24 protein-coding genes are annotated in these 23,760 nt (G+C 68.4%); 10 read left to right on the top strand and 14 right to left on the bottom strand.

The features are described from left to right. Positions 1–12: 12 nt before the first annotated feature. Positions 13–1,170 (bottom strand): glycogen synthase, encoded by a 1,158-nt coding sequence (gene glgA / locus NGR01S_RS15895; RefSeq protein ID WP_063037572.1) that lies wholly within the window; start codon positions 1,168–1,170, stop codon positions 13–15. Between the two features lie 123 nt (positions 1,171–1,293). Here glgA and glgC point away from each other — a divergent pair, with 123 nt between their 5' ends. Continuing rightward, positions 1,294–2,508 carry a glucose-1-phosphate adenylyltransferase gene (glgC, locus tag NGR01S_RS15890; protein ID WP_063037423.1) on the top strand — a complete coding sequence of 405 codons (1,215 nt, stop codon included), beginning with the start codon at positions 1,294–1,296 and terminating at the stop codon, positions 2,506–2,508. A 54-nt stretch (positions 2,509–2,562) separates the two neighbouring features. Here glgC and NGR01S_RS15885 read toward each other — a convergent pair whose 3' ends face one another. From NGR01S_RS15885 to NGR01S_RS15870, 4 genes are all read right to left on the bottom strand, one after another. Further along, complete coding sequence (locus tag NGR01S_RS15885; RefSeq protein ID WP_063037421.1) at positions 2,563–4,218, bottom strand: ABC transporter permease; 1,656 nt, start codon at positions 4,216–4,218, stop codon at positions 2,563–2,565. Continuing rightward, positions 4,215–5,135 (bottom strand): ABC transporter ATP-binding protein, encoded by a 921-nt coding sequence (locus NGR01S_RS15880; RefSeq protein ID WP_063037419.1) that lies wholly within the window; start codon positions 5,133–5,135, stop codon positions 4,215–4,217. Before NGR01S_RS15880 ends, NGR01S_RS15885 begins: the two co-directional genes overlap by 4 nt. A 77-nt stretch (positions 5,136–5,212) precedes the next feature. Beyond that, on the bottom strand, positions 5,213–5,956 hold the full coding sequence (locus NGR01S_RS15875) for a TetR/AcrR family transcriptional regulator (RefSeq protein WP_084481090.1): 744 nt from the start codon (positions 5,954–5,956) through the stop codon (positions 5,213–5,215). Positions 5,957–6,490: 534 nt separating this feature from the next. Then, positions 6,491–7,144: an O-methyltransferase gene (locus NGR01S_RS15870; protein WP_063037417.1), complete on the bottom strand. Its 654-nt coding sequence runs from the start codon at positions 7,142–7,144 to the stop codon at positions 6,491–6,493. Between the two features lie 432 nt (positions 7,145–7,576). On the opposite strand from NGR01S_RS15870, the gene sigE reads away from it, so the two are divergent. From sigE to NGR01S_RS15840, 6 genes are all read left to right on the top strand, one after another. Continuing rightward, complete coding sequence (gene sigE / locus NGR01S_RS15865; protein WP_084481129.1) at positions 7,577–8,248, top strand: RNA polymerase sigma factor SigE; 672 nt, start codon at positions 7,577–7,579, stop codon at positions 8,246–8,248. Positions 8,249–8,312: 64 nt separating this feature from the next. After that, positions 8,313–8,708, top strand: a complete 396-nt coding sequence (locus NGR01S_RS15860; RefSeq protein ID WP_063037415.1) for a zf-HC2 domain-containing protein — start codon at positions 8,313–8,315, stop codon at positions 8,706–8,708. 10 nt (positions 8,709–8,718) lie between these two features. Beyond that, positions 8,719–10,263: a S1C family serine protease gene (locus NGR01S_RS15855; protein WP_063037413.1), complete on the top strand. Its 1,545-nt coding sequence runs from the start codon at positions 8,719–8,721 to the stop codon at positions 10,261–10,263. A 33-nt stretch (positions 10,264–10,296) separates the two neighbouring features. After that, positions 10,297–10,713: a Sec-independent protein translocase protein TatB gene (gene tatB / locus NGR01S_RS15850; RefSeq protein WP_063037411.1), complete on the top strand. Its 417-nt coding sequence runs from the start codon at positions 10,297–10,299 to the stop codon at positions 10,711–10,713. Positions 10,714–10,764: 51 nt separating this feature from the next. Then, positions 10,765–11,625 (top strand): hypothetical protein, encoded by an 861-nt coding sequence (locus NGR01S_RS15845; protein WP_063037409.1) that lies wholly within the window; start codon positions 10,765–10,767, stop codon positions 11,623–11,625. A gap of 231 nt (positions 11,626–11,856) precedes the next feature. Beyond that, the gene (locus tag NGR01S_RS15840; RefSeq protein WP_063037407.1) at positions 11,857–12,360 is read left to right on the top strand and encodes a hypothetical protein; all 504 of its coding nucleotides are present in this window, start codon (positions 11,857–11,859) and stop codon (positions 12,358–12,360) included. A gap of 33 nt (positions 12,361–12,393) precedes the next feature. Here the strand turns inward: NGR01S_RS15840 and NGR01S_RS15835 are convergent, their stop codons facing one another. From NGR01S_RS15835 to dapE, 5 genes are all read right to left on the bottom strand, one after another. Beyond that, positions 12,394–13,332: a glucosyl-3-phosphoglycerate synthase gene (locus NGR01S_RS15835; RefSeq protein ID WP_063037405.1), complete on the bottom strand. Its 939-nt coding sequence runs from the start codon at positions 13,330–13,332 to the stop codon at positions 12,394–12,396. Continuing rightward, positions 13,329–14,210 carry a dihydropteroate synthase gene (gene folP, locus NGR01S_RS15830; protein WP_063037402.1) on the bottom strand — a complete coding sequence of 294 codons (882 nt, stop codon included), beginning with the start codon at positions 14,208–14,210 and terminating at the stop codon, positions 13,329–13,331. The genes NGR01S_RS15835 and folP overlap by 4 nt, the downstream gene beginning before the upstream one ends. 103 nt (positions 14,211–14,313) lie before the next feature. Then, positions 14,314–14,874: an LOG family protein gene (locus NGR01S_RS15825; protein WP_063037400.1), complete on the bottom strand. Its 561-nt coding sequence runs from the start codon at positions 14,872–14,874 to the stop codon at positions 14,314–14,316. Beyond that, the gene (locus tag NGR01S_RS15820) at positions 14,868–15,671 is read right to left on the bottom strand and encodes an LOG family protein (protein ID WP_084481126.1); all 804 of its coding nucleotides are present in this window, start codon (positions 15,669–15,671) and stop codon (positions 14,868–14,870) included. The genes NGR01S_RS15825 and NGR01S_RS15820 overlap by 7 nt, the downstream gene beginning before the upstream one ends. A 178-nt stretch (positions 15,672–15,849) precedes the next feature. Beyond that, positions 15,850–16,947 (bottom strand): succinyl-diaminopimelate desuccinylase, encoded by a 1,098-nt coding sequence (gene dapE / locus NGR01S_RS15815; protein ID WP_063037398.1) that lies wholly within the window; start codon positions 16,945–16,947, stop codon positions 15,850–15,852. Between the two features lie 60 nt (positions 16,948–17,007). On the opposite strand from dapE, the gene dapD reads away from it, so the two are divergent. Further along, complete coding sequence (gene dapD, locus NGR01S_RS15810) at positions 17,008–17,955, top strand: 2,3,4,5-tetrahydropyridine-2,6-dicarboxylate N-succinyltransferase (RefSeq protein ID WP_063037396.1); 948 nt, start codon at positions 17,008–17,010, stop codon at positions 17,953–17,955. Positions 17,956–17,970: 15 nt separating this feature from the next. On the opposite strand, the gene NGR01S_RS15805 is transcribed toward dapD, so the two are convergent. Together NGR01S_RS15805 and NGR01S_RS15800 are read right to left on the bottom strand one after the other, a co-directional pair. After that, positions 17,971–18,339: a PPOX class F420-dependent oxidoreductase gene (locus NGR01S_RS15805; protein WP_063037394.1), complete on the bottom strand. Its 369-nt coding sequence runs from the start codon at positions 18,337–18,339 to the stop codon at positions 17,971–17,973. Between the two features lie 56 nt (positions 18,340–18,395). Beyond that, a complete protein-coding gene (locus NGR01S_RS15800; RefSeq protein WP_063037392.1) occupies positions 18,396–19,814 on the bottom strand; it encodes an acyl-CoA synthetase in 1,419 nt (472 codons plus the stop codon). Between the two features lie 264 nt (positions 19,815–20,078). Between NGR01S_RS15800 and NGR01S_RS15795 the strand changes: the two genes are divergently transcribed. Next, a complete protein-coding gene (locus NGR01S_RS15795) occupies positions 20,079–20,957 on the top strand; it encodes an oxygenase MpaB family protein (RefSeq protein ID WP_084481087.1) in 879 nt (292 codons plus the stop codon). Between the two features lie 38 nt (positions 20,958–20,995). Here NGR01S_RS15795 and NGR01S_RS15790 read toward each other — a convergent pair whose 3' ends face one another. Then, positions 20,996–21,640: a TetR/AcrR family transcriptional regulator gene (locus NGR01S_RS15790; RefSeq protein ID WP_063037385.1), complete on the bottom strand. Its 645-nt coding sequence runs from the start codon at positions 21,638–21,640 to the stop codon at positions 20,996–20,998. A gap of 127 nt (positions 21,641–21,767) precedes the next feature. Between NGR01S_RS15790 and NGR01S_RS15785 the strand changes: the two genes are divergently transcribed. Beyond that, positions 21,768–22,634 carry an oxygenase MpaB family protein gene (locus tag NGR01S_RS15785; RefSeq protein ID WP_084481084.1) on the top strand — a complete coding sequence of 289 codons (867 nt, stop codon included), beginning with the start codon at positions 21,768–21,770 and terminating at the stop codon, positions 22,632–22,634. Positions 22,635–22,788: 154 nt separating this feature from the next. Here the strand turns inward: NGR01S_RS15785 and NGR01S_RS15780 are convergent, their stop codons facing one another. Continuing rightward, entirely contained in the window at positions 22,789–23,739 is a 951-nt protein-coding gene (locus tag NGR01S_RS15780) for a proline dehydrogenase family protein (protein WP_063037381.1), read from the bottom strand. Positions 23,740–23,760 lie beyond the last annotated feature (21 nt).

Below are 23,760 nucleotides of genomic sequence, written 5' to 3'. Positions count from 1 at the left end.
CCGGCGCGGAACTCACCGTTTGCAGACGGTCCGGTACACGGCCAGGGTCTGCTCGGCGATCCGGTGCCAGTCGAATTCTGCCCGGGCGCGGCGACGGCCGGCCGCGCCCAGTTCGGCCGCGCGCGCCCGGTCCGGCGCCAGTTCGTTGACAGCGGCCGCCAGCGCACGCTCGTAGTCACCGGTCGCCCCGGCCTCGAAATGCACCAGCCGGCCGGTCCGCCCATCGGCCACGACCTCGGGGATTCCGCCCACATCCGAGGCGATCACGGCGGTCGAACAGGCCATGGCCTCCAGATTCACGATCCCCAGCGGTTCGTAGACCGAGGGGCAGACGAAAACCGTGGCCACCGCCAGCAGCTGCCGGATCTGCTCGGTGGGCAGCATCTCCCGGACCCAGAACACATTCCCGCGGCAATGGTGCAACCCGGACACCGCATTCGCGACCTCGGCCTCCAGTTCCGGCGTGTCCGGCGCGCCCGCGCACAGGACGAGCTGGATCTCCGGATCGATCTCGCGCGCCGCGCCCAGCAGATGCCCGACCCCTTTCTGCCGGGTTATCCGCCCCACGAACACCGCCAGCGGCCGGTCCGCCCGCACCCCGAGCTCGTCGAGAATGCGGCGGCCACCCGGCTCCGGCGGGCCGGGATGCCAGATGTCGGCGTCGATCCCGTTGCGCACGACGTGCACCCGGGTGGGATCCAGCGCGGGGTAGGCGTCGAGTACGTCGCGACGCATCCAGTCGCTCACCGCGATCACCGCGTCGGCGTGTTCGAGCGCATTGCGTTCCGACCAGGACGACAACCGGTAACCACCGCCCAGCTGTTCGGCTTTCCACGGTCGCCGCGGTTCCAGCGAATGGGTGGTGACCACGTGCGGGATCCCGTGGAGGGTGGCGGCCAGATGCCCCGCCAGGCCCGAGTACCAGGTGTGCGAATGGACCACATCCGCCGCGCCGATCGCGTCGGCCATCCGTAACTGTGCCGACATCATCCGGAGGGCGGGATTGGCGCCGTCGAGGGCCGGGTCGGGTCCGTGCACCCGGGCGGTCTCGCGCGGTACGCCCATACAGTGCACGGTCACCGCGCTCAACCGCCGTAACCGGGCCGCCAGTTCGGTCACGTGGACGCCCGCGCCCCCGTAGACCTCGGGTGGAAACTCTCGGGTCAGCATGGCCACCCGTAGCTCGTCGGCCGCAGCCGATTCGGCCGCGCCGCTGGAACCGGAACTCACGAATTCACGGTAGCCGCCGAGCGGTCGATGCCCGGCGACCACCTCGTTCGGTAGTTTGGCACTGTGAGGAGCCAGCCGCACGTCCTGGGAATCGTGCTCGCCGGTGGCGAGGGCAAGCGACTCTTTCCACTGACCGCCGACCGGGCCAAGCCGGCCGTCCCCTTCGGGGGCGCCTACCGCCTCATCGACTTCGTTCTCAGCAATCTCGTCAACGCCGGTTTCCTCCGCATCTGTGTGCTCACCCAGTACAAATCGCATTCGCTGGACCGGCATATCTCGCAGACCTGGCGGCTCTCCGGTTTCGCCGGTGAATACATCACTCCGGTTCCGGCCCAGCAGCGGCTGGGACCGCGCTGGTACACCGGCAGCGCCGACGCCATCATGCAGTCGCTGAATCTCATCTACGACGAGGATCCGGATTACATCGTGGTCTTCGGCGCCGATCACGTCTACCGGATGGACCCGGAACAGATGGTGGCCCACCATATCGATTCCGGGGCCGGGGTCACGGTGGCCGGTATCCGGGTGCCGCGCAGCGAGGCGGGTGCTTTCGGCTGTATCGATTCCGACGAATCCGGCCGCATTATCGGTTTCCTGGAGAAGCCGGCGCATCCGCCCGGTATCCCCGACGATCCGAATTCGACCTTCGCCTCGATGGGCAACTACGTGTTCACCACCAAAGTGCTGGTGGATTCGATCAAGGCCGACGCCGAGGATTCCGATTCCGACCACGATATGGGTGGTGACATCATTCCCAGCCTGGTTTCGGCGAGTCAGGCGGCGGTCTACGATTTCGCCGACAACGAGGTCCCCGGTGCCACCGACCGCGACCGCGGCTACTGGCGCGATGTCGGCACCATCGACGCTTTCTACGAAGCCCATATGGACCTGGTGTCGGTGAACCCGGTGTTCAACCTCTACAACCGGCACTGGCCCATCCGGGGCGCCGCGGAGAATCTGCCGCCGGCGAAATTCGCGCGGGGCGGCCTGGCCCAGGAATCGATCGTCGGGGCGGGCAGCATCCTGTCCGCGGCGACCGTCCGCAATTCGGTGCTCAGCGCGAATGTGATGGTCGACGACGGAGCCACGGTCGAGGGCAGTGTGCTGATGCCCGGGGTACGGGTCGGGCGGGGTGCGGTGGTCCGGCGCGCGATCCTGGACAAGAACGTCATGGTGTCCGAGGGGGAGGTCATCGGCGTGGATTCCGAGCGGGATCGCTCCCGCTTCGCGATCAGCAATGGCGGTGTGGTGACCGTCGGCAAGGGCACCTGGGTCTGACCCGGCCCGCGAGGTGCCCCCTCCCTGCGGAGGGGGCACCTCGCGGGCGGCGGCTCAGCGGACGTCGCGTCCCCGTATCCCGGCGAGTCCGGCCGCGAGCAGCACCACGGCGACCACCGTGACCGCTATGACCGGAGTCGCGGTGAACTCCGATCCGGGCACTTTGGGCGCGTGACTGAACGGTTCCAAATCGCGGAACCACTGTGGCGCGCCGGAGAACGAACCGAGCAGGAATACCGCGATCGCGGCGGTGAGCAGCCCCCACGCCACCGGCGTCCAGCGCGGCACCAGCCCGAACAGCGCCAGGGTCACCCCGGCGAAGAACCAGATCGCCGGAAGCTGGACCAGCGCGGCGGCCAGGACGCCGGGCAGTTCCTCGCCGATATCCTGCTTGGCGAGTCCGTAGGCCACGCCACCGAGCAACCCGGCGGTCAGCATGATCACCACCGGCCCACCGAGCGCGAACACCAGATGGCTACCGGCCCAGCGCAGCCGGCCGACGGCACCGCTGAGCACCGATTCGGCCTGGTGGCCGTTCTCCTCGCCGAACAACCGCAGCGTCGCCGAGACGGCGTACGCCGCACCCGCGACCCCGAGCATGGTGAAGGCATAGGAGATGAACGAATCCTCGATCGATTCGGACCCGCCCATTCGGGTGATCAGATCGCGCAGCGTCTCGTTCTGGGCGAAGCTGTCGCCGATACCCGCCACCACGCTGCCGATCACCAGGCCGTAGAGACCGACCCCGATCGTCCAGGCCAGCAGGGTGCCGCGCTGCAGCCGCACCGCCAGGCCGAACGGTCCGGCCAGGCTCGCGCCGGCGGCCGGCGCCCCCAGTCGTTCCGCGATGAGTCCCGCACCGACATCGCGGCGGCGCAGCAGCGCGTAGGCGACGGTCAGCAGCACCACCAGCAGGGCCAGGTGCAGTACCGGCACCCACCAGCGATCACCGGCGTACGGCCGCACCTGCAACGACCAGCCCTGCGGGGACAACCAGGTCAGCGGGCTCACCGGGCCCGCCCCCGCGCGGGCGTCACCGATCGCCCGCAGGGTGAAGGTGACCGCGAGCACCGCGAACGCCAGCCCGCGCGCCAGGCGCGCGCCGGTGCAGACCTGCGCCGTCACCGCGGCCACGGCCGCGAACACCATGCCGGATCCGGCCAGCGCCAGCCCGAAGGCCAGCGATCCGCTCGCCGGGACGTCTGTCGCGGTCAGGCTCACCGCCCCGAGCAGACCGGTGAGCAGTGCGCCGCCCAGCGCCAGGACGAGCGCGGCCGTCAGGTTCGCGTAACGACCGACCGAGGTGGAGGCCAGGATCTCGCTGCGTCCCGTCTCCTCCTCGGCCCTGGTGTGCCGGATGACGGTGAGGATGGTGGCCACCGCGATGAGGGTGTGGAACATTCCGGCCTTCCAGATGCCCACCGCGCCGATCGAGGTGTTGTAGATCGGGCCGTACATCGCCAACTGCGCCGGGCTGGCCAGAATGGTGGCCGCGAACGAGGCACGATCGGCGGCGGTGGGATACACCGATTCGATACTGGCCACATAGACCCCGCCCAACGGGAGAGACAGCAGCAGGATCCACAGCGGCGCCACGATCCGGTCACGACGCAGGTACAGCCGCAGCAGCCGGGCGGTCCCGGTGAATCCGGTGCGGCCGGACCTCGTATGGCGCACGCGGTGGCGTGTTCCGGCGACGGCGGTGGTCATTTCCGCGCCTCTTCCAGTTCGCCGGCCTGCCGGCCGTTGATCGAGTAATGCCGCATGAACAGTTCTTCCAGCGTCGGCGGACGGCTGGTCAGGCTGCTGACACCGGTATCGCCGAGGACACGGATGAGTTCGGCCAGATGTTCGCCGTCGACCTGGCAGCGCAGCGTGTGGTCGTCCATGCTCACATCGGCCACCCCGGGCATGGCCGCGATATCACCGGGATCACCGGTGAGTTCGGCCGTGATGGAGGTGCGGCTGAGATGCCGCATGGACGACAGCGTGCCGCTCTCCACCGTGCGTCCGGACCGGATGATGGTGACCCGCTCGCACAGTGCCTCCACCTCCGAGAGGATGTGGCTGGACAGCAGTACGGTCGCTCCCCGCTCGGCCGCCTCGGCGATACATTCCCGGAACACCTGCTCCATCAGCGGGTCCAGGCCGGAGGTGGGCTCGTCCAGCAGCAGCAGCCGGGCGTGCGAGGAGAAGGCCGAGACCAGCGCGACCTTCTGCCGATTGCCCTTGGAGTAGGTGCGCGCCTTTTTCCGGGGATCGAGTTCGTAGCGTTCGATCAGTTCGGCCCGGCGCGCGGTGTCGAGCCCGCCGCGCATCGCGGCCAACAGGTCGATGGTCTCGCCGCCGCTCAGCGACGGCCACAGGGTCACATCGCCCGGCACGTAGGCGATCTCGCGGTGCAGTGCCACCGCGTCGGCCCAGGGGTCGCGCCCCAGCATCTCCACCTCGCCGGAGGTGCGGGTCAGCAGACCCAGCAGCACTCGGATGGTGGTGGACTTGCCGGAACCATTGGGGCCCAGGAATCCGTGGACCTCGCCCTCGGACACTTCCAGATCGAGGCCGTCCAGTGCCCGGACCGGACCGAAGTGTTTGTGCAGATCCCGGATCCGAATTGCCGAAATCATCGTGTCTCCTCATGGGACAGGGATAGAGCGTTGATGGAGAGGATTCGCGGGCGCGGCGGATCGGACGCCGCGTCGGCTCAGTGCGCGTTGCCGGTTCGTGCCGGCGTCGGCGTTTGTGGTGGGTGCACGGCGGCCGCCTCCGCTCCGGCGTCCGGTGCGTCCGGCGTCGGCGGCGCACCGGGTGCGCTCCGGGTCGCGGTGTCGGCCAGGAGGGTGTCGAGCATGGTCGAATCGGGCAGCAACCCTTCGGTGAAGATCTCCACGGCAGGCAGCAGCATCTGGTCGCCGTACTCCCGTAGCACCTGCCGGTAGTCGACCGTGCCCGATGCCCCGGCCCGCAGTTGGATGAACAGCAGCATGCCGCCACCGTTGATGGTCGCCAGATAGCGCGACATCGCTTTCAGGTCCCGCGGCCGCCGCACGGCGCCGGAGGCGATACCGGCTTCCAGGTACTGCTCGACGTCCTCGACCATATGCTCGAACATGGATACCGCGAGGTCGCCACCGGCCTGGAAGCTGCGCATCATATAGGCGATGATCGGCGCGAACTCCTCGATCTCGGCCAGCTGCTGCAGCAGATTCCCCGACGACGGCCGGTTCATGTAACTCATCTTCGATTCGCGGACCACCGCGCGCACATGATCGTCGCATTCGCGCCGCAACCCGTCCTTGGAACCGAAATGATGGTTGACCAGGCCCGGCGACACCCCTGCGGCGGCCGCGATAGCGCGTACTCCGACCCCGAACCCCGCCTCGCCGAACAGGACGAGAGCGGCGTCCCGGATCCGGGCCCGCGTGGTCAGATCATCGCTTGAACGCATGTTCAGTACATTAAACACACGTTCAATCTCGGCGCAAGAGGTGAGGCCGTAGAGATTCCGTCAAGAAATCCGGACACGCCCGCCACCCGGCGGACATCACAGGAAGAAGCAGCTCACCGGCGCGCGGCATCCCGGCGGGCACCCGAACGCCGGCGACAGACCCCTATCCGGAGCGAACCGGACCACAGGGTTACATCGCAACCCGTCGCCCCCCACCGGCCGCGATTCCCTCCCGATCGGGCAACATCACAGCAATACCGCCCCGCCCACGGCCGGAAGGCAGCCGGGTAAGACGTTCGCCGCGTCCCGACGGACGGCGGCGGGACAAATACCGGCCAGGAGAACCCGCACCGGCAACGACACCGGCCGCGCCCGCGGCGAGGCCTCCCCGAGTCGGGCAGGGGGCGGGCCCGAGAGGGCCGGTCGAGAGCCTCATCGGCGCCGCGGGGCGGTCGGGCCCGAGCCCACCGCCCCGCGGCGCCCGGACGCCGGCGTGGGTGCCGGACGACGCGAAGACCGGTGTTCCGGCGGCGGCTACCGGTCGCGGGACCAGCCCTTGGACGCGCAGAGCAACCCATCACCGAGCGGGATGAGAACGCTGGTCAGGCCCGGGTCCTCGGCCACGCACCGGGTCGCCGAACGCACCGCCTGGGTCGCCGGGTCGCGATTCGCCGGATCCGGCACCCGGCCGCCGAGCAGCGCATTGTGCAACAGGACCGCCCCGCCGGCCCGCAGCAGCCGCACCGCCTCGGCGATGTACTGCGGATGTTCGATCGGCGAGGCATCCAGGAACACCAGGTCGTAGGCACCGTCGGCGAGCCGCGGCAGCACGTCCAGCGCACGTCCGTTGATCAGCCGGGTCCGCGCGAGCGGGATATCGGCGGCCCGGAACGACTCCTTGGCCGCCCGCTGATGTTCGGGTTCGGAATCGATGGTGGTGAGCGTGCCGTCCTCGCGCATGCCGTCGAGCAGCCACAAGCCGCTGACCCCGGCACCGGTACCCACCTCCACCACCGCCCGCGCGTCCAGGAGCTGCGCGTACATGCTCAGTAGCGCGCCGACCGACGGCGCTACCGGAGCCACACCCAGTTCGGTGGCCCGTTCGCGGGCGCTGACGAGTACCTCGTCCTCGACGACGGATTCCTCCACGTAGGCGAGATTGAGCTCCAGGTTCGATGCCACGCCCAAGAGGCTATGCCAAAGGCGGCGATGCTGGTCGCAACATTCTCAGGTGTCCCTCAGGATCCCCATACCCGCCCCACACCGGGAGACGGAAGAGTGATGCCTACGCAAGACCAGCCGACCGAGCACACCGCGACGGGAACAACGGAGCACCAACCCACCGTTGTACCGGATGAACGACGGCCCGAACAATGGGCCGCGTACTCGAGCCTACGCCTCGGTCCCGATCAGGAGGTTGTCACCATCCACATGGTCGATGCGGCACGCGAGTCCGCCACCTTGCCCGAACTGCCCCGGGCCGACCGCTCGGCGACCCCCGCCGGGCGCGGTCTGCCAGGGCCGGAGGAATTCGGCCCGCGGCCGTTTACCGGGCCGGATTCGGAGGTAGCCGCGCACGACGACCCGGTGACCGTAGACCCCGCTCCACCGGACGCCCTGATGGAGGTGCCCGATATGTCCAGTACCGACGAGCGAGCCGAGGAATACGACGCCGCCCAGGCCGAGGCGTCCCTCGAACTCGACAGCATGCTGCCGCTCACCGGCACCGCCGCCTTCGACGCCACCGGCGACCGCACCGTGATGCCCACCTGGGACGAACTGGTCCGCGAGCACGCCGACCGGGTCTACCGGCTGGCCTACCGCCTCTCCGGTGACGCGCAGGACGCCGAGGATCTCACCCAGGAAACCTTCATCCGAGTCTTCCGGTCCCTATCGAACTACCAGCCCGGCACCTTCGAGGGCTGGCTACACCGCATCACCACCAACCTCTTCCTGGACATGGTCCGGCGGCGCAGCCGGATCCGGATGGAGGCCTTACCGGAGGACTACGATCGCGTGCCCGCCGACGGCCCGGGCCCCGAACAGGTCTTCCACGACGCCAGGCTCGATCCGGATCTGCAGACCGCGCTCGACTCGCTGGCCCCGGAGTTCCGCGCCGCGGTCGTGCTCTGCGATATCGAAGGACTGTCCTACGAGGAGATCGGCGCGACGCTCGGGGTGAAACTCGGCACGGTGCGCAGTCGAATCCATCGCGGCCGGCAGGCACTGCGCGAGTATCTTGCGCATAATGGAGTCCAGGAGCGTTTCGCCGCCGAGGCGAGCTTCGGGTGATCCTGCGATCATGACGCCGGGATCACAGCAGTTTGTGATACCGGTCGGGAAGGATGGGCAGCGAATGAGTGGCGACTCCGAAACGCCCGGTCGTCGTTCCCCGCAGTTCCACTCCACCGAGCATCTGGCGAGCGAGGCAGTCGCCGCCTACGTCGATGGCGAACTGCGGATGAATCCCTATCTGCGTGCCGCCCAGCACCTTTCGGTGTGCCCGGAATGCGCGGCCGAGGTCGAGGCCCAGCAGCAGGCGCGGATCGCCCTGCGCCGCGCCTCCCAGGTCTCGATTCCCACCGGCCTGCACGACACGCTGTCCCGCATTCCGCTCGCCGAACCGCCCAGCGGGGCACAATCACGGAACTCCCCCGGAAATCAGCGTAACGAGGCGGTATTCGGCTTCACGAGCCAATCTTTCTCGGCAACCTTCGATAGCTTCCGGTGGTCGGTGTGGTGGCGCAAGTAGAGTTTGCCGCGTGAGTTCCGAACCGACGCAGAATTCCCCTGCCGATAACGCTGATTCGGCGGATGAAAACGGCACGAAGACCGATAACGGCACTCTGCGCCCGCCCGACGCGCCGGTGTTGGCTCCGCGGCCGGTCTATCGGCCCCATGTGGACTCACATACCGCGAACGCCTTCCGCCGGCCGTCGGATCAATCCGGTTCCTTCGCCGCACGCCCGGCCCGCCCGGAGGCCGACCCCGCGACCCGGGCGGCCCCGAAAGGCCCGCCGCGCGCCGTACTGGAGGAGGCATTCGGCCGGCCGCCCGGGTCCACCGAACTGCTCCAGCGCGATCCCGACGCCGGCAACGAGCGTGAACCGGTAGCCGGTCCCGCCGATCCCTGGCGCGATCCGGACTCGGCGGCCCGCCTGGGCGCTCCGGCGCTCGCCACACCGGCCGCGCGCGAACTCCCGCGCGCCGAACAACTCTCCGCCCGGCAGGTGCTCTTCGGGTCCCGGGTCGCCCCCAAGGCGTTGCTGGTGCTCGGTGCCATCGCCCTGGCGATCGGCCTGGTCGGCGGCCTGGTCGGCCGGTTGACCGCGGAAACCGCCTCGACCCTGACCTCCCGCAAGGTCAGTCTCGAACAGACCGACAGCGAGCAGCCGCACGGACCGATCGCACAGGTCGCCGATGCGGTACTGCCGTCGGTCGTATCCATCCGCACCACGGTCGGCGACAACGGCGCCACCGGGTCCGGCGTGGTCATCGACGGGAACGGCTATATCGTCACCAACAACCACGTCATCTCCATGGCGGCGCAGGACCAGTCCGGGCGGGCCCGGATCCAGATCACCTTCTCCGACGGCACCCGGACACCGGCCAATATCGTGGGCCGCGACCCCAAGACCGATCTCGCGGTACTCAAGGTAGATGTGAAAAATCTCACGATTGCGCAGCTGGGTAAATCGGGTGACGTGCAAGTGGGAGACGCGGTGCTGGCCATCGGATCTCCGCTGGGCCTGAGCAAAACCGTCACCTCCGGCATCGTGAGCGCGCTGCACCGCCCGGTAAAACTCGAAGGCGAAGGCAGCGATACCAAAGCGGTGATCGACGCGGTGCAGACCGACGCGTCGATCAACCCGGGTAATTCCGGCGGTGCACTGGTGGACGCGGACGGCCGGGTCATCGGCATCAACACCGCCATCCGCAGCGAGAGCGGCGGTTCGGTGGGCCTCGGCTTCGCCATCCCGGTGGATCAGATGACCCAGGTCGCGCAGACCCTCATCCGCGACGGGTCGATCCATCACCCGATGATCGGGGTGAGCGCCCGGCAGAAGACCGTCGCCAACGAAGTCATGAGCGGCGCCGAGGTCGCCGATGTGCAGCCGGGCAGCCCGGCCGCGAACGCCGGGATCGTCGAGGGCGATGTGATCGTCCGGATCGGCGACCGCGAAGTCACCAATCCCGACGAGCTGGTGGTTGCCGTTCAGGCGAACAAGATCGGACAATCGGTGAACGTCCAGCTCATCCGCGAAGGTCGGCAGGTGGACATCCCGGTAACGCTGACCTCCGACTGACCCGCAGGTCGCGGCGCCCGGTAGCCTGTAGAGGTGTTCAGCAGTATCGGGTGGGGCGAGATGCTCGTGCTACTCGTCGCCGCCCTCGTGATCCTCGGCCCGGAGCGCCTGCCCGGCGCCGCGCGGTGGACTGCGCGCAGCCTGCGCCAACTACGCGATTACGCCACCGGCGCGACATCGCAATTGCGGTCCGAACTCGGACCGGAATTCGAGGAGCTGCGTAAACCGCTTTCCGACCTCCAGGAATTGCGGGGCATGTCACCGCGTTCGGTGGTGACGAAACATCTTCTGAACGGCGATGATTCGCTTTTCAAGGATCTCGACGGCGCCCTGCCGGACAGCAAGAATGTGCTGGGGACACACAGTGGGATGCCAGATTACCCTATGCCCAAGTTGGATAAACCCTTGGAGCGCAACGAACGTCCCCCGATCGACACCGACGCCACCTGATCGTCAACCAGGCTAGACGCAGTTTAGCGTCTCCCTGTCTAGACTTCGCACATGTCGGCCGATGACGTGGCGCGAATATTCGCGATCGAAGACAAAGTCGAGCGACTCAAGGCCGCCACCGAAGGTGTCGCAGCGGCTCAGCAGACCATCAACGAACTCACCCGTATTCGGCGCGCGGTGATCCGGGAGTTACACGCCGAGGGGTGGACTTTCGCGAGAATCGGTGCCGCGGCGGGCCTTTCCCGCGCCCGAATCCACCAGGTGAGCACGCAGGGACCGGCGCCCGAGGGGTTGTTCTTCGGGCACGGTCCGCTGACCCTGCTGGTCCCGGACACCCGCGCGGGCAGGCTGATCGGAGCTCCGGACCCGGCGGCGGCGCCCCGACTGGCCGAACAGCTACGGGAACTCGGCTTCACGGTCACCGTCGAACCTTTCGCGCCGGGACGCCCGATCGATCTGCTCCGGGACGGCCTCATCGTGCTCGGCGGCCCGGAACTATCACCCAGTCTGCGGCATCTCATCGCCGCCGACCCGCGCCTACGCCGCGCGGTGGCGCGCCCCGGAGACGGCCGCCGCGGTATCGAGGATCGGGCCGCCCGGCGTATCTACCGGCCGGCCAGCCCGGAACCGCACGATATCGCCTATCTCGCACGGCTACCGCGCCCGGACGGCCGCGGATCGATCCTGGTTCTCGACGGTCTGCACCCGCCGGGTTCGCTCGGTGCGGTACGGCTGCTGGCCACCCGGCTGGCGACCCTGCATGAGCGAGCGGCCCACCGCCGCTTCTCCGTACTGATCGGCGTCCGTTACGAACGCACCACCGGCGAACCCGTGGACGCCGATCTGCTCACGCCCGTCTATCTCCACGAGCCGGTGGATTCCCGTCCTCACGCGGTGCGCCAGCGGCGCTGACCGCGCCACCACGCCGACCCGCGAATAACCGGCGGACGGCACTGCCGACACGCCGGAACACCGATAGCGACAGCGAATATTAGCTGGTCGAAGAATTGCTACTGTGGTGCGCAGTAGGCCGATTTTCTATTACCGCGACCGGTTACCCGGGCCCGACGCTTCGATAGCCATAGCATTACTCGGCACCTCTGTGGTGCACAGTGGCGATTGTCGGCTCCGAAAAGATAATTCGTGGAGGCGCAGGTGAACGCGTTGATCATCCTGGCGGTGGCCCTGGTCGCGGTGGGCTTGCTGGTCACCCTCGTCCTGTGGTTACGAACCCCGCATTCCGCGGAAAGCGAGTACGTGACAGTCGCCGAACTCCGCGCGCGTCTGGAAAACGAGCAGGAACCCACCGAAGAGGAAGTGACCGAAGAGCCCGGCGCGGATCAACCGGAAACCGGCGGAACCGGGGCCGGACCGGAACCGGCGGACGAAGCCGGCCACTCCGCGGCCGCCGTCGGCACACCGCCCACGTCCCCCGACGCCGAACCCGAAGTTCGGACCGCCGCGGACTCCACGCCCGATACCGGCGGCGCCGAAGCCGGAACTTCCGGCCGGCCGGCCGAGAAGCCCGGAGCCCAACCGCCCCCGGGAACCGAAGAGCCCGGCGGCCCGGCGCTGAAGTCCAAAGGCGAGCAGCCCCCGGAAGCCGCAGACGAGCCACCGACGGAAAAGCCGGGTCCGGATCACTGACGCCGGCAGGCGCCGCGGTCCGGGCCCGTTCGCTCACGCGGCCGCGACGTCCGGCCGGATCGTGTTCATCGGCGGCCGATCGACGAGATGTACCGCGGTGCTGTGCGCGGTGAACTCGTCCTCGATCAGCGGGAACTGGGTCAGCGCCGCTCCCGAATCCGGGACCCCGCTGCGCCCCAGCACCGTGCCGAGGATCTGCCGGCTCATCACCCCGAGATCGGCCAGCGGACGGTTGCGGTGGGTGCGCACACCCAGGTTGACCTGCCCGATCGCGCCCAGACCGAGTCGATCGTAGGTATCGAGCAGCAACCCGATCTCGACACCGTATCCCGGGGCGAACGGAACCGCCGTCAACAACTCCCGGGTGCCGGCGTACTCACCGCCCAGCGGCTGCAACACCTGGGTCAGCCCCGGCCGCAGCGCGGCCAGCAGCGGCCGGGCCACGAGCTCGGTCACCCGGCCGCCACCGTGTGCGTCCACCCCGCCGCCGTGCCGCAGTGGACGCCGGTAGTAGGCCTTCACCAAATGCAGGTCGGGAGTCGTGAGCAGTGGGCCGAGCAGTTTCGGCACGAAATCGGGGTCCGGGTCGATCAGATCGGAATCGACGAACGCCACCAGATCACCGGTGGTCACCGCCAGCGAACGCCACAGCACTTCGCCCTTGCCCGGGAAAGGCTCCAGCTCGGGTACGGCCTGCTCCCGGGTGATCACCTCCGCGCCGGCCGCGCGAGCGCGGTCGGCGGTGGCGTCGGTCGACCCCGAATCCAGCACCACCAGCTCGTCCACCAGTGTGCCCAGCAGCGGACGGATACTCGCCACCACCTCGGCGACGGTTCTCTCCTCGTTCAGGGCGGGCAGCACCACCGAGACGGTCCGGCCGACCTTGGCGGCGACCAGATCGGTCACCGACCAGTCGGGGGCGTCCCAGGTGTGGGTCGACGCCCAGTCGGGCTCGTGATGGGGGAATTTCATACGAGACCTCGCAGAGTTCGTACGGGGGGCCGGATGCCCTGGATCGCGGCGATCATGTCCACGACGCGACGGGTCGCGGCGACCTCGTGCACACGGAAAACGCGAGCACCGGCCGCGGCCGACCATGCTGTTGCCGCCAATGTGCCCTCCAGCCGTTCGGAAAGTCCGACACCTAATGTCTCTCCGATGAAATCCTTGTTGCTCAGCGCCATCAAGACCGGCCACCCGCTTTTAACAAGAACGTCCGCTGCCCGCAACAGTGCGAGCCCGTGATAGGTGTTCTTCCCGAAATCATGGGTCGGGTCGATGAGAATCGAATCCCGGCGCACCCCCGCCGCCGCGGCCTGCTCCGCGGCCCGCACCACGGTATCGGTCACCTCCGCGACCACGTCGGCGTACCGGACCCGATGCGGTCGCGTCCGCGGCACCGCCCCGCCGGTGTGACTGCACACGATCCCGGCCCCGGTCTCGGCCGCCACCGGCACCAACTCCGGATCCGCACCCGCCCACGTGTCGTTGATCAGATCCGCCCCCTCCGCCACCGCGGCCCGCGCCACCTCCGACCGCCAGGTGTCCACACTGATCAACAGGCCGGGATAGGCCTCCCGGATCGCCGCCACGAACGGCACCACCCGTCGCGACTCCTCGGCCGCGTCCACATACTCCCCCGGCCCGGCCTTCACCCCACCGATATCGACCAGATCGGCACCCTCGTCCACCGCCCGCGCCACCGCGGCCAGCGCCGCGGAATCGCTGAAGGTGGCGCCACGGTCGTAGAACGAATCGGGGGTGCGGTTCACAATGGCCATCACCAGCGCGCGATCCGTCGCGACGGTCCGGCCGCAAAGTGTCGGCAACGGCCGGACGGGCTCGAACATGAACCGAGTTTATGGCGCGCCTTCGGCGCGCTGGGTTGAGGCCCCCTTGGTCTCACCGTTTCGGCGCCGAAGGCGCCGCGAATAAACACAGCCCCGGATCAACTCACTGATCTGAGTCCTTGCTCAGGGCCGCGAAGGCTTCGGTGAGATCGGGGGTGACCGTGACGCGGTCGAGGGCCGCCTGTGGGACGAAGCCGCGGTCGTGGAGTTCGGTGAGCCAGGTGAACAGGCCGGCGTAGTGCCCGGTGGGGTCCAGGATGGCCATCGGCTTGTTGTGCTGGCCCAGCTGACCGCCGGTCCAGGTTTCGAAGAACTCCTCGAGGGTGCCGATTCCGCCCGGCAGGGTGAGGAAGGCGTCGGACCGGTCCTCCATCACCTGTTTACGCTGGCGCATGGTGTCGGTGACGACCAGTTCGTCGGCGTCCACATCGGCGACCTCGCGGTGGACGAGGTGTTTCGGTATGACGCCGACCGTGTTGGCGCCGCCGGCCCGGGCGGCGGTGGCCACCGCCCCCATCATGGAGACGTGTCCGCCGCCGGACACCAGTTGCCACCCGCGCCGGGCTATCTCGGTGCCCACTCTGGCCGCCAGTTCGAGCTGGTCCGGGTCGGTGGTACTGGCCGAGCAGTACACGCATACCGCGAAGGGTCGCGGGGTCACCATTCGTCCTCCGTACCGACCTTCTCGATGGTGGCGGCGCCCGGTTCGGACTCCTTGATGATGCGGACCACATCCTCGACCGAGTCGGTGACATGCAACAGATCGATATCGCCCGGGGAGATACGACCGTCGGCGGCCAGGGATTCGCGGATCCAGTCCGCCAGCGGTGCCCAGTACCGGCTGCCGAACAGGATGATCGGGAACCGGGTGATTTTCCGGGTCTGCACCAGGGTGAGCGCCTCGAACAGTTCGTCCAGGGTGCCGTAGCCGCCGGGCATACAGACGAAGGCCTGGGAGTACTTCACGAACATCGTCTTGCGCACGAAGAAGTAGCGGAAATTGATCCCCAGATCGACCCAGTCGTTGAGACTCTGTTCGAACGGCAGTTCGATACCCAGTCCGATGGAGTAGCCGCCGGCTTCGGACGCCCCCCGGTTCGCCGCTTCCATCACCCCGGGGCCGCCGCCCGTGATGACCGCGAAACCGGCGGTCGCGAGGGCCGCGCCGAGGTCGCGCGCGGCCTGGTACTCCGGGTTGCCGGATGCGGTGCGTGCCGAACCGAAGACGCTCACCGCGCGCGGAACCTCCGCCAGGGCGCCGAATCCCTCGACGAATTCGGCCTGGATCCGCAGCACCCGCCACGGGTCGGTGTGTACCCAGTCGCTGTCGCTGCGCTGATCGAGCAGATGCTGGTCGGCAGTGGTGCCCCGCGGGGTCCGTTCCCGGCGGAACATGATGGGCCCGCGGTAGCGGGTTCTGGGTTTGCCGGCCATCCCGGATTCGGCGGCGTCGGTTGACATGGCCGCAGTGTATTTGGCGCGCCGGCGCGCGCGGGGCCGAGGCCCCTCGGTCCGGCCGTTCAGCGCGGCCGGGACTCGCGCCTCCGGCGCATAGCGATCACCGCGGAACCGTCGTGGACGGCCGACCGGGTTCGATCCGTGCCGGCTCGGCAAGCGGCCGACGGTTCGGTGGAACCTGCTAGGCCGGACCGGTGAGGTAGCGGCGCAGCATCTCGGTGACCGCGGTGATCTGGGCCAGCGGGACGTGCTCGTCGCGTTTGTGCGCGAGGTTGGGGTCGCCGGGGCCGAAGTTGACGGCGGGGATACCGCGGGCGGCGAACCGGGAGACATCGGTCCATCCGTATTTGGCCCGCACACCCGCCGAACCGTGCGCCCGCACCGTGTCGACCAGACCGCGCGCCGCGGGGGCGGTGAGGCCGGGCAGCGCGCCGGCGGCCGCGTCGGTGACCTCCAGCTCGAGTTCGAGACCCGCGAACACCTCACGTACGTGCTCGATCGCCTGATCCACCGAACGGTCCGGCGCGAACCGGAAGTTCACCTCGACCTCGGCCGCGTCCGGCACCACATTGCCCGCGACCCCGCCGCCGACGCGGACCGCGGAAAGGCCCTCGCGGTAGCGGCAACCGTCGATCTCGACCTCCCGGGCCCGATACTCCGCGAGCCGGGCGAGGACCGGCGCCAACCGGTGGATCGCGTTGTCGCCGAGCCAGGAGCGGGCCGAATGCGCCCGCATACCGGCGGTCCGCAACCGGACCCGCAGCGTGCCCTGGCAACCGGCCTCGATCCAGCCGCCGGAGGGTTCGCCCAGGATCGCCAGATCACCGTCCAGCCACTCCGGTACTTCCCGCTCGATGGCATTGAGTCCGTTGAATTCGGCGGAGATCTCCTCGCAGTCGTAGAAGATCAGCGTCAGATCGTGGGCCGGTTCGGCGACGGTGGCCGCCAGATGCAGGAACACCGCGTCGCCCGATTTCATATCCACCGAACCGCAGCCGTAGAGGACCTCGGCACCGTTCTCGGTGCTGAACCGGCCCGGCACATTGTCCGCGATCGGCACGGTGTCCAGATGCCCGGCCAGCACGACCCGGGTGGGCAGTCCCCGATTCGTCCGGGCGAGCACCACATTGCCGCGGCGCAGCACCTCGAAACCGCTGGTCTGGGTGCGCAGCGCGGTTTCCACCGCGGCCGTGATCGCGGCTTCGTCCCGGGAGACGCTCGGGATATCGACGAGGGCCGCGGTGAGTGCGATGGGGTCGGCGTGCAGGTCGAGTGTCACAGCGTACGAGCGTAGAGGGGCCCCACTGTCACGGACCGCCGGTGGGTAGGCTTCCGTGTCGTGAGCACTCAGGGAGCATCCGCCATCGGCATCGCCAACGTGACTTCGGACGGAACCGTGCTGGACACCTGGTTCCCCGGCCCGGAGCTGGGTGAGTTCGGCGACACCGGCACCGAACGCCTCACCACCGCACCCGCCGAATTCGCCGAGCTGGTGGGCCCGGACCCGGCGCGCGGCGTCGAGGTCGTCGCGGTGCGCACCACCATCGCCGACCTCTCCGCCGCCCCCGTGGACGCGCACGATGTGTACCTGCGGCTGCACCTGCTCTCCCACCGCCTGGTCCGGCCGCACGACGTGAGCCTGGAGGGTCAGTTCGCCCTGCTCAGCAATGTGGTGTGGACCAACCACGGCCCGGCGGCGGTCGAGGGTTTCGAGATCACCCGTGCGAAACTGCGCGCGCGTGGGCCGGTCACGGTGTACAGCATCGACAAGTTCCCGCGCATGGTCGACTACGTGGTCCCGTCCGGTGTCCGTATCGGTGACGCCGACCGGGTCCGGCTGGGCGCGCACCTCGCCGCCGGCACCACCGTGATGCACGAGGGCTTCGTGAACTTCAACGCCGGCACCCTCGGCACCTCCATGGTCGAGGGCCGCATCTCGGCCGGGGTGGTCGTCGGCGACGGCTCCGATATCGGCGGCGGTGCCTCCACCATGGGCACCCTTTCCGGCGGCGGCACCACGGTCATCTCGATCGGTGAGCGCTCACTGCTCGGCGCCAACTCCGGACTGGGCATTCCGCTGGGCGACGACTGCGTTGTCGAGGCGGGTCTCTATCTCACCGCCGGCACCAAGGTCACCGCCCCGAACGGCACCGTGGTGAAGGCGGCCGAACTGAGCGGCAAGAACAACCTGCTGTTTCGCCGCAACTCGCGCACCGGAGCCGTCGAGGTGGTGCCGCGTGCCGGGACCGGTATCGAACTCAACGAGGTCCTGCACGCCCACAACTAGGTCCGGCGGCGGGTCTCAGAGGCCGAACGCGAGCACGCGTTCGGGGTGGATGCGGATGAGTTCGCTCTCCTCCGGCCCAATGTAGGTGACCGTATCGGTCAGGGCTTCGGCGGTGCCCCGGATCTCCAGGCACCGCACCCGCCACGGCCGGACCGAGGCGATATCGTCCACCACGAATGCCACTCGGTTGTTGCGCGCGAGATTACGGAACTTCCGGGACCGGCCCATATTCCAGCCCGCGATATCGATGGTGCCGAGGTCGGGGTTGTAGCGGAATCCGACCGGATTGTTCTGCGGAGCCCCGTCCGGCGCCACAGTGGCCAGCCGGCCGAGCCGCTGTCCGGCGAGATAGTCGATATGGTCCCGGGTGAGCGTGGTGTTCATGATCGAACCGTAGAACCTCGATCAAGGTTGAGGTCAAGGATCCTCCCGAGGCGGGGCTAACCGAGCAACTTCTTCTGGACCTTGCCCATGGCGTTTCGCGGGAGCGAGTCCACGAAGCGGATCTCGCGGGGCCGTTTGTGCACCGACAGTTCCGCGGCCACGTGATCGATGAGTTCCTGCGCCTCCGGCGCCGCGCCACGCGCGACCACGAAGGCGACGATGCGCTGCCCCAGGTCCGCGTCGGCGAGGCCCACAACCGCTACCTCGGCGACCGACGGGTGGCCGAGCAGAGAGGTTTCCACCTCGCCCGCGCCGATCCGGTATCCACCGGATTTGATGAGGTCCACCGATTCGCGGCCCACGATCCGATGGAAACCGTCCGCGTCGATGGCGGCGACATCGCCGGTACGGAACCACCCGTCCTCGGTCCAGCATTCCGCGGTGGCCTCGGGGCGGCCGTAATAGCCGTCGAAGAGCATCGGCCCACGCACCTGGAGACCCCCGATACCGGAGCCGTCGTGCGGTACCGGCCGGCCCGCCTCGTCCCGGAGCCGGGTCTCGACGCCGTGCACCGGCACCCCGACCCAGCCGGGTCGGCGTTCGCCGTCCGCCCGCGCCGACAGGGTGATCATGGTTTCGCTCATCCCGTAGCGTTCGACGGGCCGGTGCCCGGTGAGTTCGGCGAGCCGCTCGAACACCGGCACCGGCAGTGGGGCGCTTCCGGAGATCAGCAATCTGGCGGCGGCCAGTTCCTTGGCCGCGACCGGGTCCTCGGCGATCCGGGTCCAGACCGTCGGTACGCCGAAGTAGATCGTGCCCGGGGCCGCCGCGTAGTTCGCCGGGGTCGGTTTACCGGTGTGCACGACCGGACTGCCGACCCGCAGCGGGCCCAGCAGGCCCAGGATCAACCCGTGCACATGGAACAGCGGCAGGCCGTGGACCAGCACATCGGCGGCGGTCCAGGCCCAGGCGTCGGCGAGCGCGTCGAGTCCGGCCGCAATCGCCCGGCGGCTCAGCACCACCCCTTTGGGGGCGCCGGTGGTGCCGGAGGTGTAGAGCACGAATGCCGGGGCGCCCGGGTCGGGCTCGGGATAGGTGTGCCAGGAACGGGCGTGCCGTCGCACCGGGACCACCGGCAGGGAGGTGTCCTCGGGCGCTTCGCCGAGCCAGGCGCGGGCGCCGGAATCGGTGAGCATATGGTCGAGTTCGGCGGGCCCGGAATCGGGCGGCACCGGCACCACGGTGACTCCGGCGATCAGGCATCCGACCACGGCGAGCACGGTCGCCGCCGTCGGCCGGGCCAGCACTGCGACTCGCTCGGCCCGGGCGATACGTTCGGCCACCGAGGTGGCCGCCCCGAGCAGATCGCTACGGGACAGGGTCACACCGTCGATGGTCACGGCGTCCGGGATATCGGCGCCCGCGGCGACGGCGAGGGGGTCGAGGGAGCTGAGCAGGCGGTGGCCGTAGGACATGCGCCCAAACTACTGCCCCGGCCGCGGGCCGCGGTCGGGCACCTGCCCCGGAAAACGCGGAAAATACGCCGGTAGCAGGTTCGCGTGTTCGTTCCCCGAGAATTGCCCACCTCTTGGTGAAACTCTGTCGATTCGAATCGGGCATCCCCCGGGCGGGCTCCGAATCGCACGGGATCGAATTGTGTCCGGCGTCGCTTGACACCTATGGGCAGCGGCGAGAAGGTGAATCGTCAGCCTTCTCGAGCCCTCGAAACGGTGGCTTCCATGACCAGCACACGCGGCGCGGGTCCGCCGGGATCCGGCCCTGCCGATGAACCGGCCGATACGGTGCACGACGAGGATTTCGATTTCCGGCCCTATATCGACGGCGCCGCGATACTCGGGGCCGCCGCCAATGTGATCATGCAGCTCGCCGTCCCCGGCGTCGGCTATGGAGTTCTGGAAAGCCCGGTCGACAGTGGGAAGCTGACCTTACATCCGGTGAAACGTACGCGCACCACACTCACGTATCTGGCGGTCGCCCTGCTCGGCAGCCCCGCCGAGCGGGCCGCTTATCGGGCAGCCGTCGACACCTCGCACCGCCAGGTGCGCTCGACCGCGCAGAGTCCGGTGCGGTACAACGCCTTCGACCGCGAGCTGCAGCTATGGGTGGCCGCTTGTCTGTACTGGGGCGCACGCGATATCCGGGAGCGTATGCACGGCCGGGCGGACGCCGGACTCGAAGAGACGATCTATCGCCATTCCGCGCGGTTGGGCACCACCCTGCAGGTGCCACCGCATGCCTGGCCGGCGGACCCGGCGGCCTTCGATCGCTACTGGACCGAAAATCTGGCCGCGGCCAGGATCGAACCGCCGGTCCGGGACATGCTGAACGAGATCGTCGATCTGAAGATGTTCCCCCGCCCGGTCCGACTCCTCGGCGGCCGCTTCAACCGATGGGTCACCGCGGGCCTGCTACCGCCGCATCTGCGCGCGCAGATGGGCATGGCCTGGTCGGCGGACGACGAACGCCGGTTCGGGCGCATGCTCCGCGGATTGGGCCGGGTGTCGGCGACGCTGCCGGCACCGCTGCGCGGCTTTCCGATCCAGGCCTACCTGATCGATTTCCGGATCCGCCGCAAATTCGGACTGAAACTCGTCTGATTCGAATGCGCGGATTTGAAAACGAGCCTGTTCGAATTTCAGGATCCGGCGACCTGGCCCGGCACCCGGAACGAGACCGCCACATGATCACGCGCATATCTGCGCACCGCGATATCGTCGTCCAGCGGGATAACCGTTTGCGGCGTCAGCGCCAGCGACAGCGCCGTCCGGGCGATCATTTCGGCCAGCGGCAGCGGATCGTATTCCGGCAGTTTTCCTTCACCCTGCAGACGGGTGATGAATTCGGCGACGTAATCGCGGCCCAATTCGATCACCGGGGCGCCCCGGGTGGTCAGGTAAGGCAGCACGATCTCCGGTTCGGTGTTCAGCAGCCGATCCAGCAGCTCGTTACCGCGCAGGCCGGCCAGGAACGCGACGAACAGTTCCACGATCTGATCCTCGGCGCCGGCGTCGCGCTCGATCTGCTGCTGGACCGCGGCATCGACACCCTCGATGAAATCGCGGGTCTGCGCCAATCCGACCGCCTGAATCAAGTCCGATTTACTGGAGAACCGCCGGTACAGTGTGGCCAGCGAGAGGCCGCCGCGCCGGGCGACCTCGACCATGCTCGTGCGCTTGATCCCGAAGTCGAGAAAAGCCTGCAATGCCGCGGACAGCACCGATTGATCTTGATCTCGGCGCGGTGTTCGCACCAGAGGCAACAGTTGAGCCAGCGCGCCCATCTCGGCACCTTTCGCGCTCGGCGATGCAATGACACGGTAAGCATCGCACAATTGCGGGGTCGGTTGACGCAACATCGAGAGAATGAGATGGTTATCATATAATCTTCTCATACGAAAGAGGTCACCGATGACCGCGCCCCGGCCCGCTCCGATGAACGATCCTCAACCCCAGCGGCTGTACGCACCCGACTTCGATATGAACGATCACATCATCGGAGTCACCGCGTTCCTGGGCGGCACCGCGAACGTCATCATGCAACTGGGTCTGCGGCCGGTCGCCTACGGGGTGATGGAAAGCGACGTCAAGAGCGGCAACGTTATGGAGCATCCCTTCAAACGGCTCCGCACCACCCTCACCTATCTCGCCGTCGCCATGCTGGGCACCGACGAAGAACGCAACGCCTACCGGCTCGCGGTCAACACCTCCCATCGCCACATCCGCACCAAACCCACCAGCCCGGTGAAGTACAACGCCTTCGATCCGAAACTCCAGCTGTGGGTCGCCGCCTGCCTGTACTTCGGTTTCGTCGACCTCCTGGAGAAGGTCCAGGGCCCGATGGACGAGGCGACCGCCGACACCTTCTACGCCCACAGCATCCGGCTCGGCACCACTCTGCAGGTCCGACCGGAGATGTGGCCCGCCGACCGCGCCGCGTTCTGGCAGTTCTGGGAAGAGAACCTCGACGCCCTCGAGATCGACGACACCACGCGCGCCTACTTCAACGACCTCATCGACCTGAAAATGGTGGCACCGCCGATCCAGTGGGTGTCGGCACGCTTCCACCGTTTCGTCGTCACCGGCTGCCTGCCACCGCAGATCCGCGAGAAAATGCATCTCACCTGGACCGAAGGCAACCAGCGCTGGTTCGACCGCACCATGCGGCTCATCGGCCTGGGCCTGAAGATCCAGCCCCGCGTCCTACGCCAATTCCCGATGAACTACTACCTGTGGGATATGCGCCGCCGCATCCGCAAAGGCAAACCTCTCGTCTGAGCTGTGTTTATCGGCGCGCCTCCGGCGCGCGGGTCGGAGCCCTGTGACCCCGCACTCCGCCGCTCAGTCGCTGCGCTCCTTCGCTCTGTCGCTCCAGAACCGGGGGCGGGCCCCGACCACTGAGGCAGGCCATCAGAAGTAGACAGAAGGTGCCTCACCGCCCGGCGAGGGCGCGGAGGAAGAATGTCAGGTTGGCGGGCCGTTCCGCGAGCCGGCGCATGAGGTATCCGTACCACTGGTGACCATAGGGCACGTAAACCCGGACGAAATCTCCACGATCGGCGAGATGCAGCTGCTCGTCGGTGCGGATGCCGTACAGCATCTGGTATTCCAGCCGGCCGGGGCGGCGGTCGGTGATCGTCGCGAGGTCGGCAGCCGCCGCGAGGACCACCGGGTCGTGGGAGGCCACCAGGGGGCGGCCCGCGCCACGCATGAGGACCCGCAGGCAGCGCAGATACGCGCGGTCCACATCGACCTGTCTCTGGTAGGCGACGGTTTCCGGTTCCCGGTAGGCGCCCTTGCACAGGCGCACCCGGGCGCCCGCGTCGGCGAGATCGCGGCAATCGTCCTCGCTGCGGTACAGATAGGCCTGGATCACCGTCCCCAGCCAGGGAAAGTCCGGGCGGACCTGCCCGGTGGTGGCGAGGGTGGCGGCAGTGGTGGTGTGGTCCTCGGCGTCCACCGTCACCCATACCCCGGCCTCCGCCGCTTTGGTGCACACGGTGCGCAGGTTCTCGGTGGCGATCGCCGGGCCGTCGGCGCCCAACGCCTGCCCGAGCGCGGACAGTTTGACCGACACCTCCAGCGGTGCGGCGCCGGCGGGTACCTCGGTGGTGGGCAGGGCAGCGAGATCGTTGATCAAGGCGAGATACTCGGCGACCGCCGCGTCGGCCTGCGCGCGATCGGTGGTGTTCTCGCCCAGGTAATCCACACTCACCGCCCGCCCACTCATCAGTAGTGCGCGGACCGCGGCGATCAGATCCGACCGGGCTTCCCCGGGTACGAAGCGCTGGACCGTCGCCGCGGTGGCCGGGCTCGTGGTGAGGGCGCGTTTCACCCGGTCCGACCCGGCGGCGGCGAGAATCGCCGGACGCAGCGGATTCACCGGAAATCTCCGCCGGGATGG

This window comes from Nocardia grenadensis NBRC 108939, from assembly GCF_001613445.1.
Taxonomy (GTDB): Bacteria; Actinomycetota; Actinomycetes; order Mycobacteriales; family Mycobacteriaceae; genus Nocardia; species Nocardia grenadensis.
The sequence above is the reverse complement of the archived record's forward strand: the minus strand, read 5'-3'. Positions and strand labels throughout refer to the sequence as shown.

What these genes read in the sequence shown, in the direction of transcription:
- glgA (WP_063037572.1), bottom strand. Translation starts at nt 1,170, where the DNA reads ATGCTGACCCGAGAGTTTCCACCCGAGGTCTACGGGGGCGCGGGCGTC.
- NGR01S_RS15885 (WP_063037421.1), bottom strand. Translation starts at nt 4,218, where the DNA reads ATGACCACCGCCGTCGCCGGAACACGCCACCGCGTGCGCCATACGAGG.
- NGR01S_RS15880 (WP_063037419.1), bottom strand. Translation starts at nt 5,135, where the DNA reads ATGATTTCGGCAATTCGGATCCGGGATCTGCACAAACACTTCGGTCCG.
- NGR01S_RS15875 (WP_084481090.1), bottom strand. Translation starts at nt 5,956, where the DNA reads ATGCGTTCAAGCGATGATCTGACCACGCGGGCCCGGATCCGGGACGCC.
- sigE (WP_084481129.1), top strand. Translation starts at nt 7,577, where the DNA reads ATGGAGGTGCCCGATATGTCCAGTACCGACGAGCGAGCCGAGGAATAC.
- NGR01S_RS15860 (WP_063037415.1), top strand. Translation starts at nt 8,313, where the DNA reads ATGAGTGGCGACTCCGAAACGCCCGGTCGTCGTTCCCCGCAGTTCCAC.
- NGR01S_RS15845 (WP_063037409.1), top strand. Translation starts at nt 10,765, where the DNA reads ATGTCGGCCGATGACGTGGCGCGAATATTCGCGATCGAAGACAAAGTC.
- NGR01S_RS15835 (WP_063037405.1), bottom strand. Translation starts at nt 13,332, where the DNA reads ATGAAATTCCCCCATCACGAGCCCGACTGGGCGTCGACCCACACCTGG.
- folP (WP_063037402.1), bottom strand. Translation starts at nt 14,210, where the DNA reads ATGTTCGAGCCCGTCCGGCCGTTGCCGACACTTTGCGGCCGGACCGTC.
- NGR01S_RS15825 (WP_063037400.1), bottom strand. Translation starts at nt 14,874, where the DNA reads ATGGTGACCCCGCGACCCTTCGCGGTATGCGTGTACTGCTCGGCCAGT.
- NGR01S_RS15820 (WP_084481126.1), bottom strand. Translation starts at nt 15,671, where the DNA reads ATGTCAACCGACGCCGCCGAATCCGGGATGGCCGGCAAACCCAGAACC.
- NGR01S_RS15805 (WP_063037394.1), bottom strand. Translation starts at nt 18,339, where the DNA reads ATGAACACCACGCTCACCCGGGACCATATCGACTATCTCGCCGGACAG.
- NGR01S_RS15800 (WP_063037392.1), bottom strand. Translation starts at nt 19,814, where the DNA reads ATGTCCTACGGCCACCGCCTGCTCAGCTCCCTCGACCCCCTCGCCGTC.
- NGR01S_RS15795 (WP_084481087.1), top strand. Translation starts at nt 20,079, where the DNA reads ATGACCAGCACACGCGGCGCGGGTCCGCCGGGATCCGGCCCTGCCGAT.
- NGR01S_RS15790 (WP_063037385.1), bottom strand. Translation starts at nt 21,640, where the DNA reads ATGGGCGCGCTGGCTCAACTGTTGCCTCTGGTGCGAACACCGCGCCGA.
- NGR01S_RS15785 (WP_084481084.1), top strand. Translation starts at nt 21,768, where the DNA reads ATGACCGCGCCCCGGCCCGCTCCGATGAACGATCCTCAACCCCAGCGG.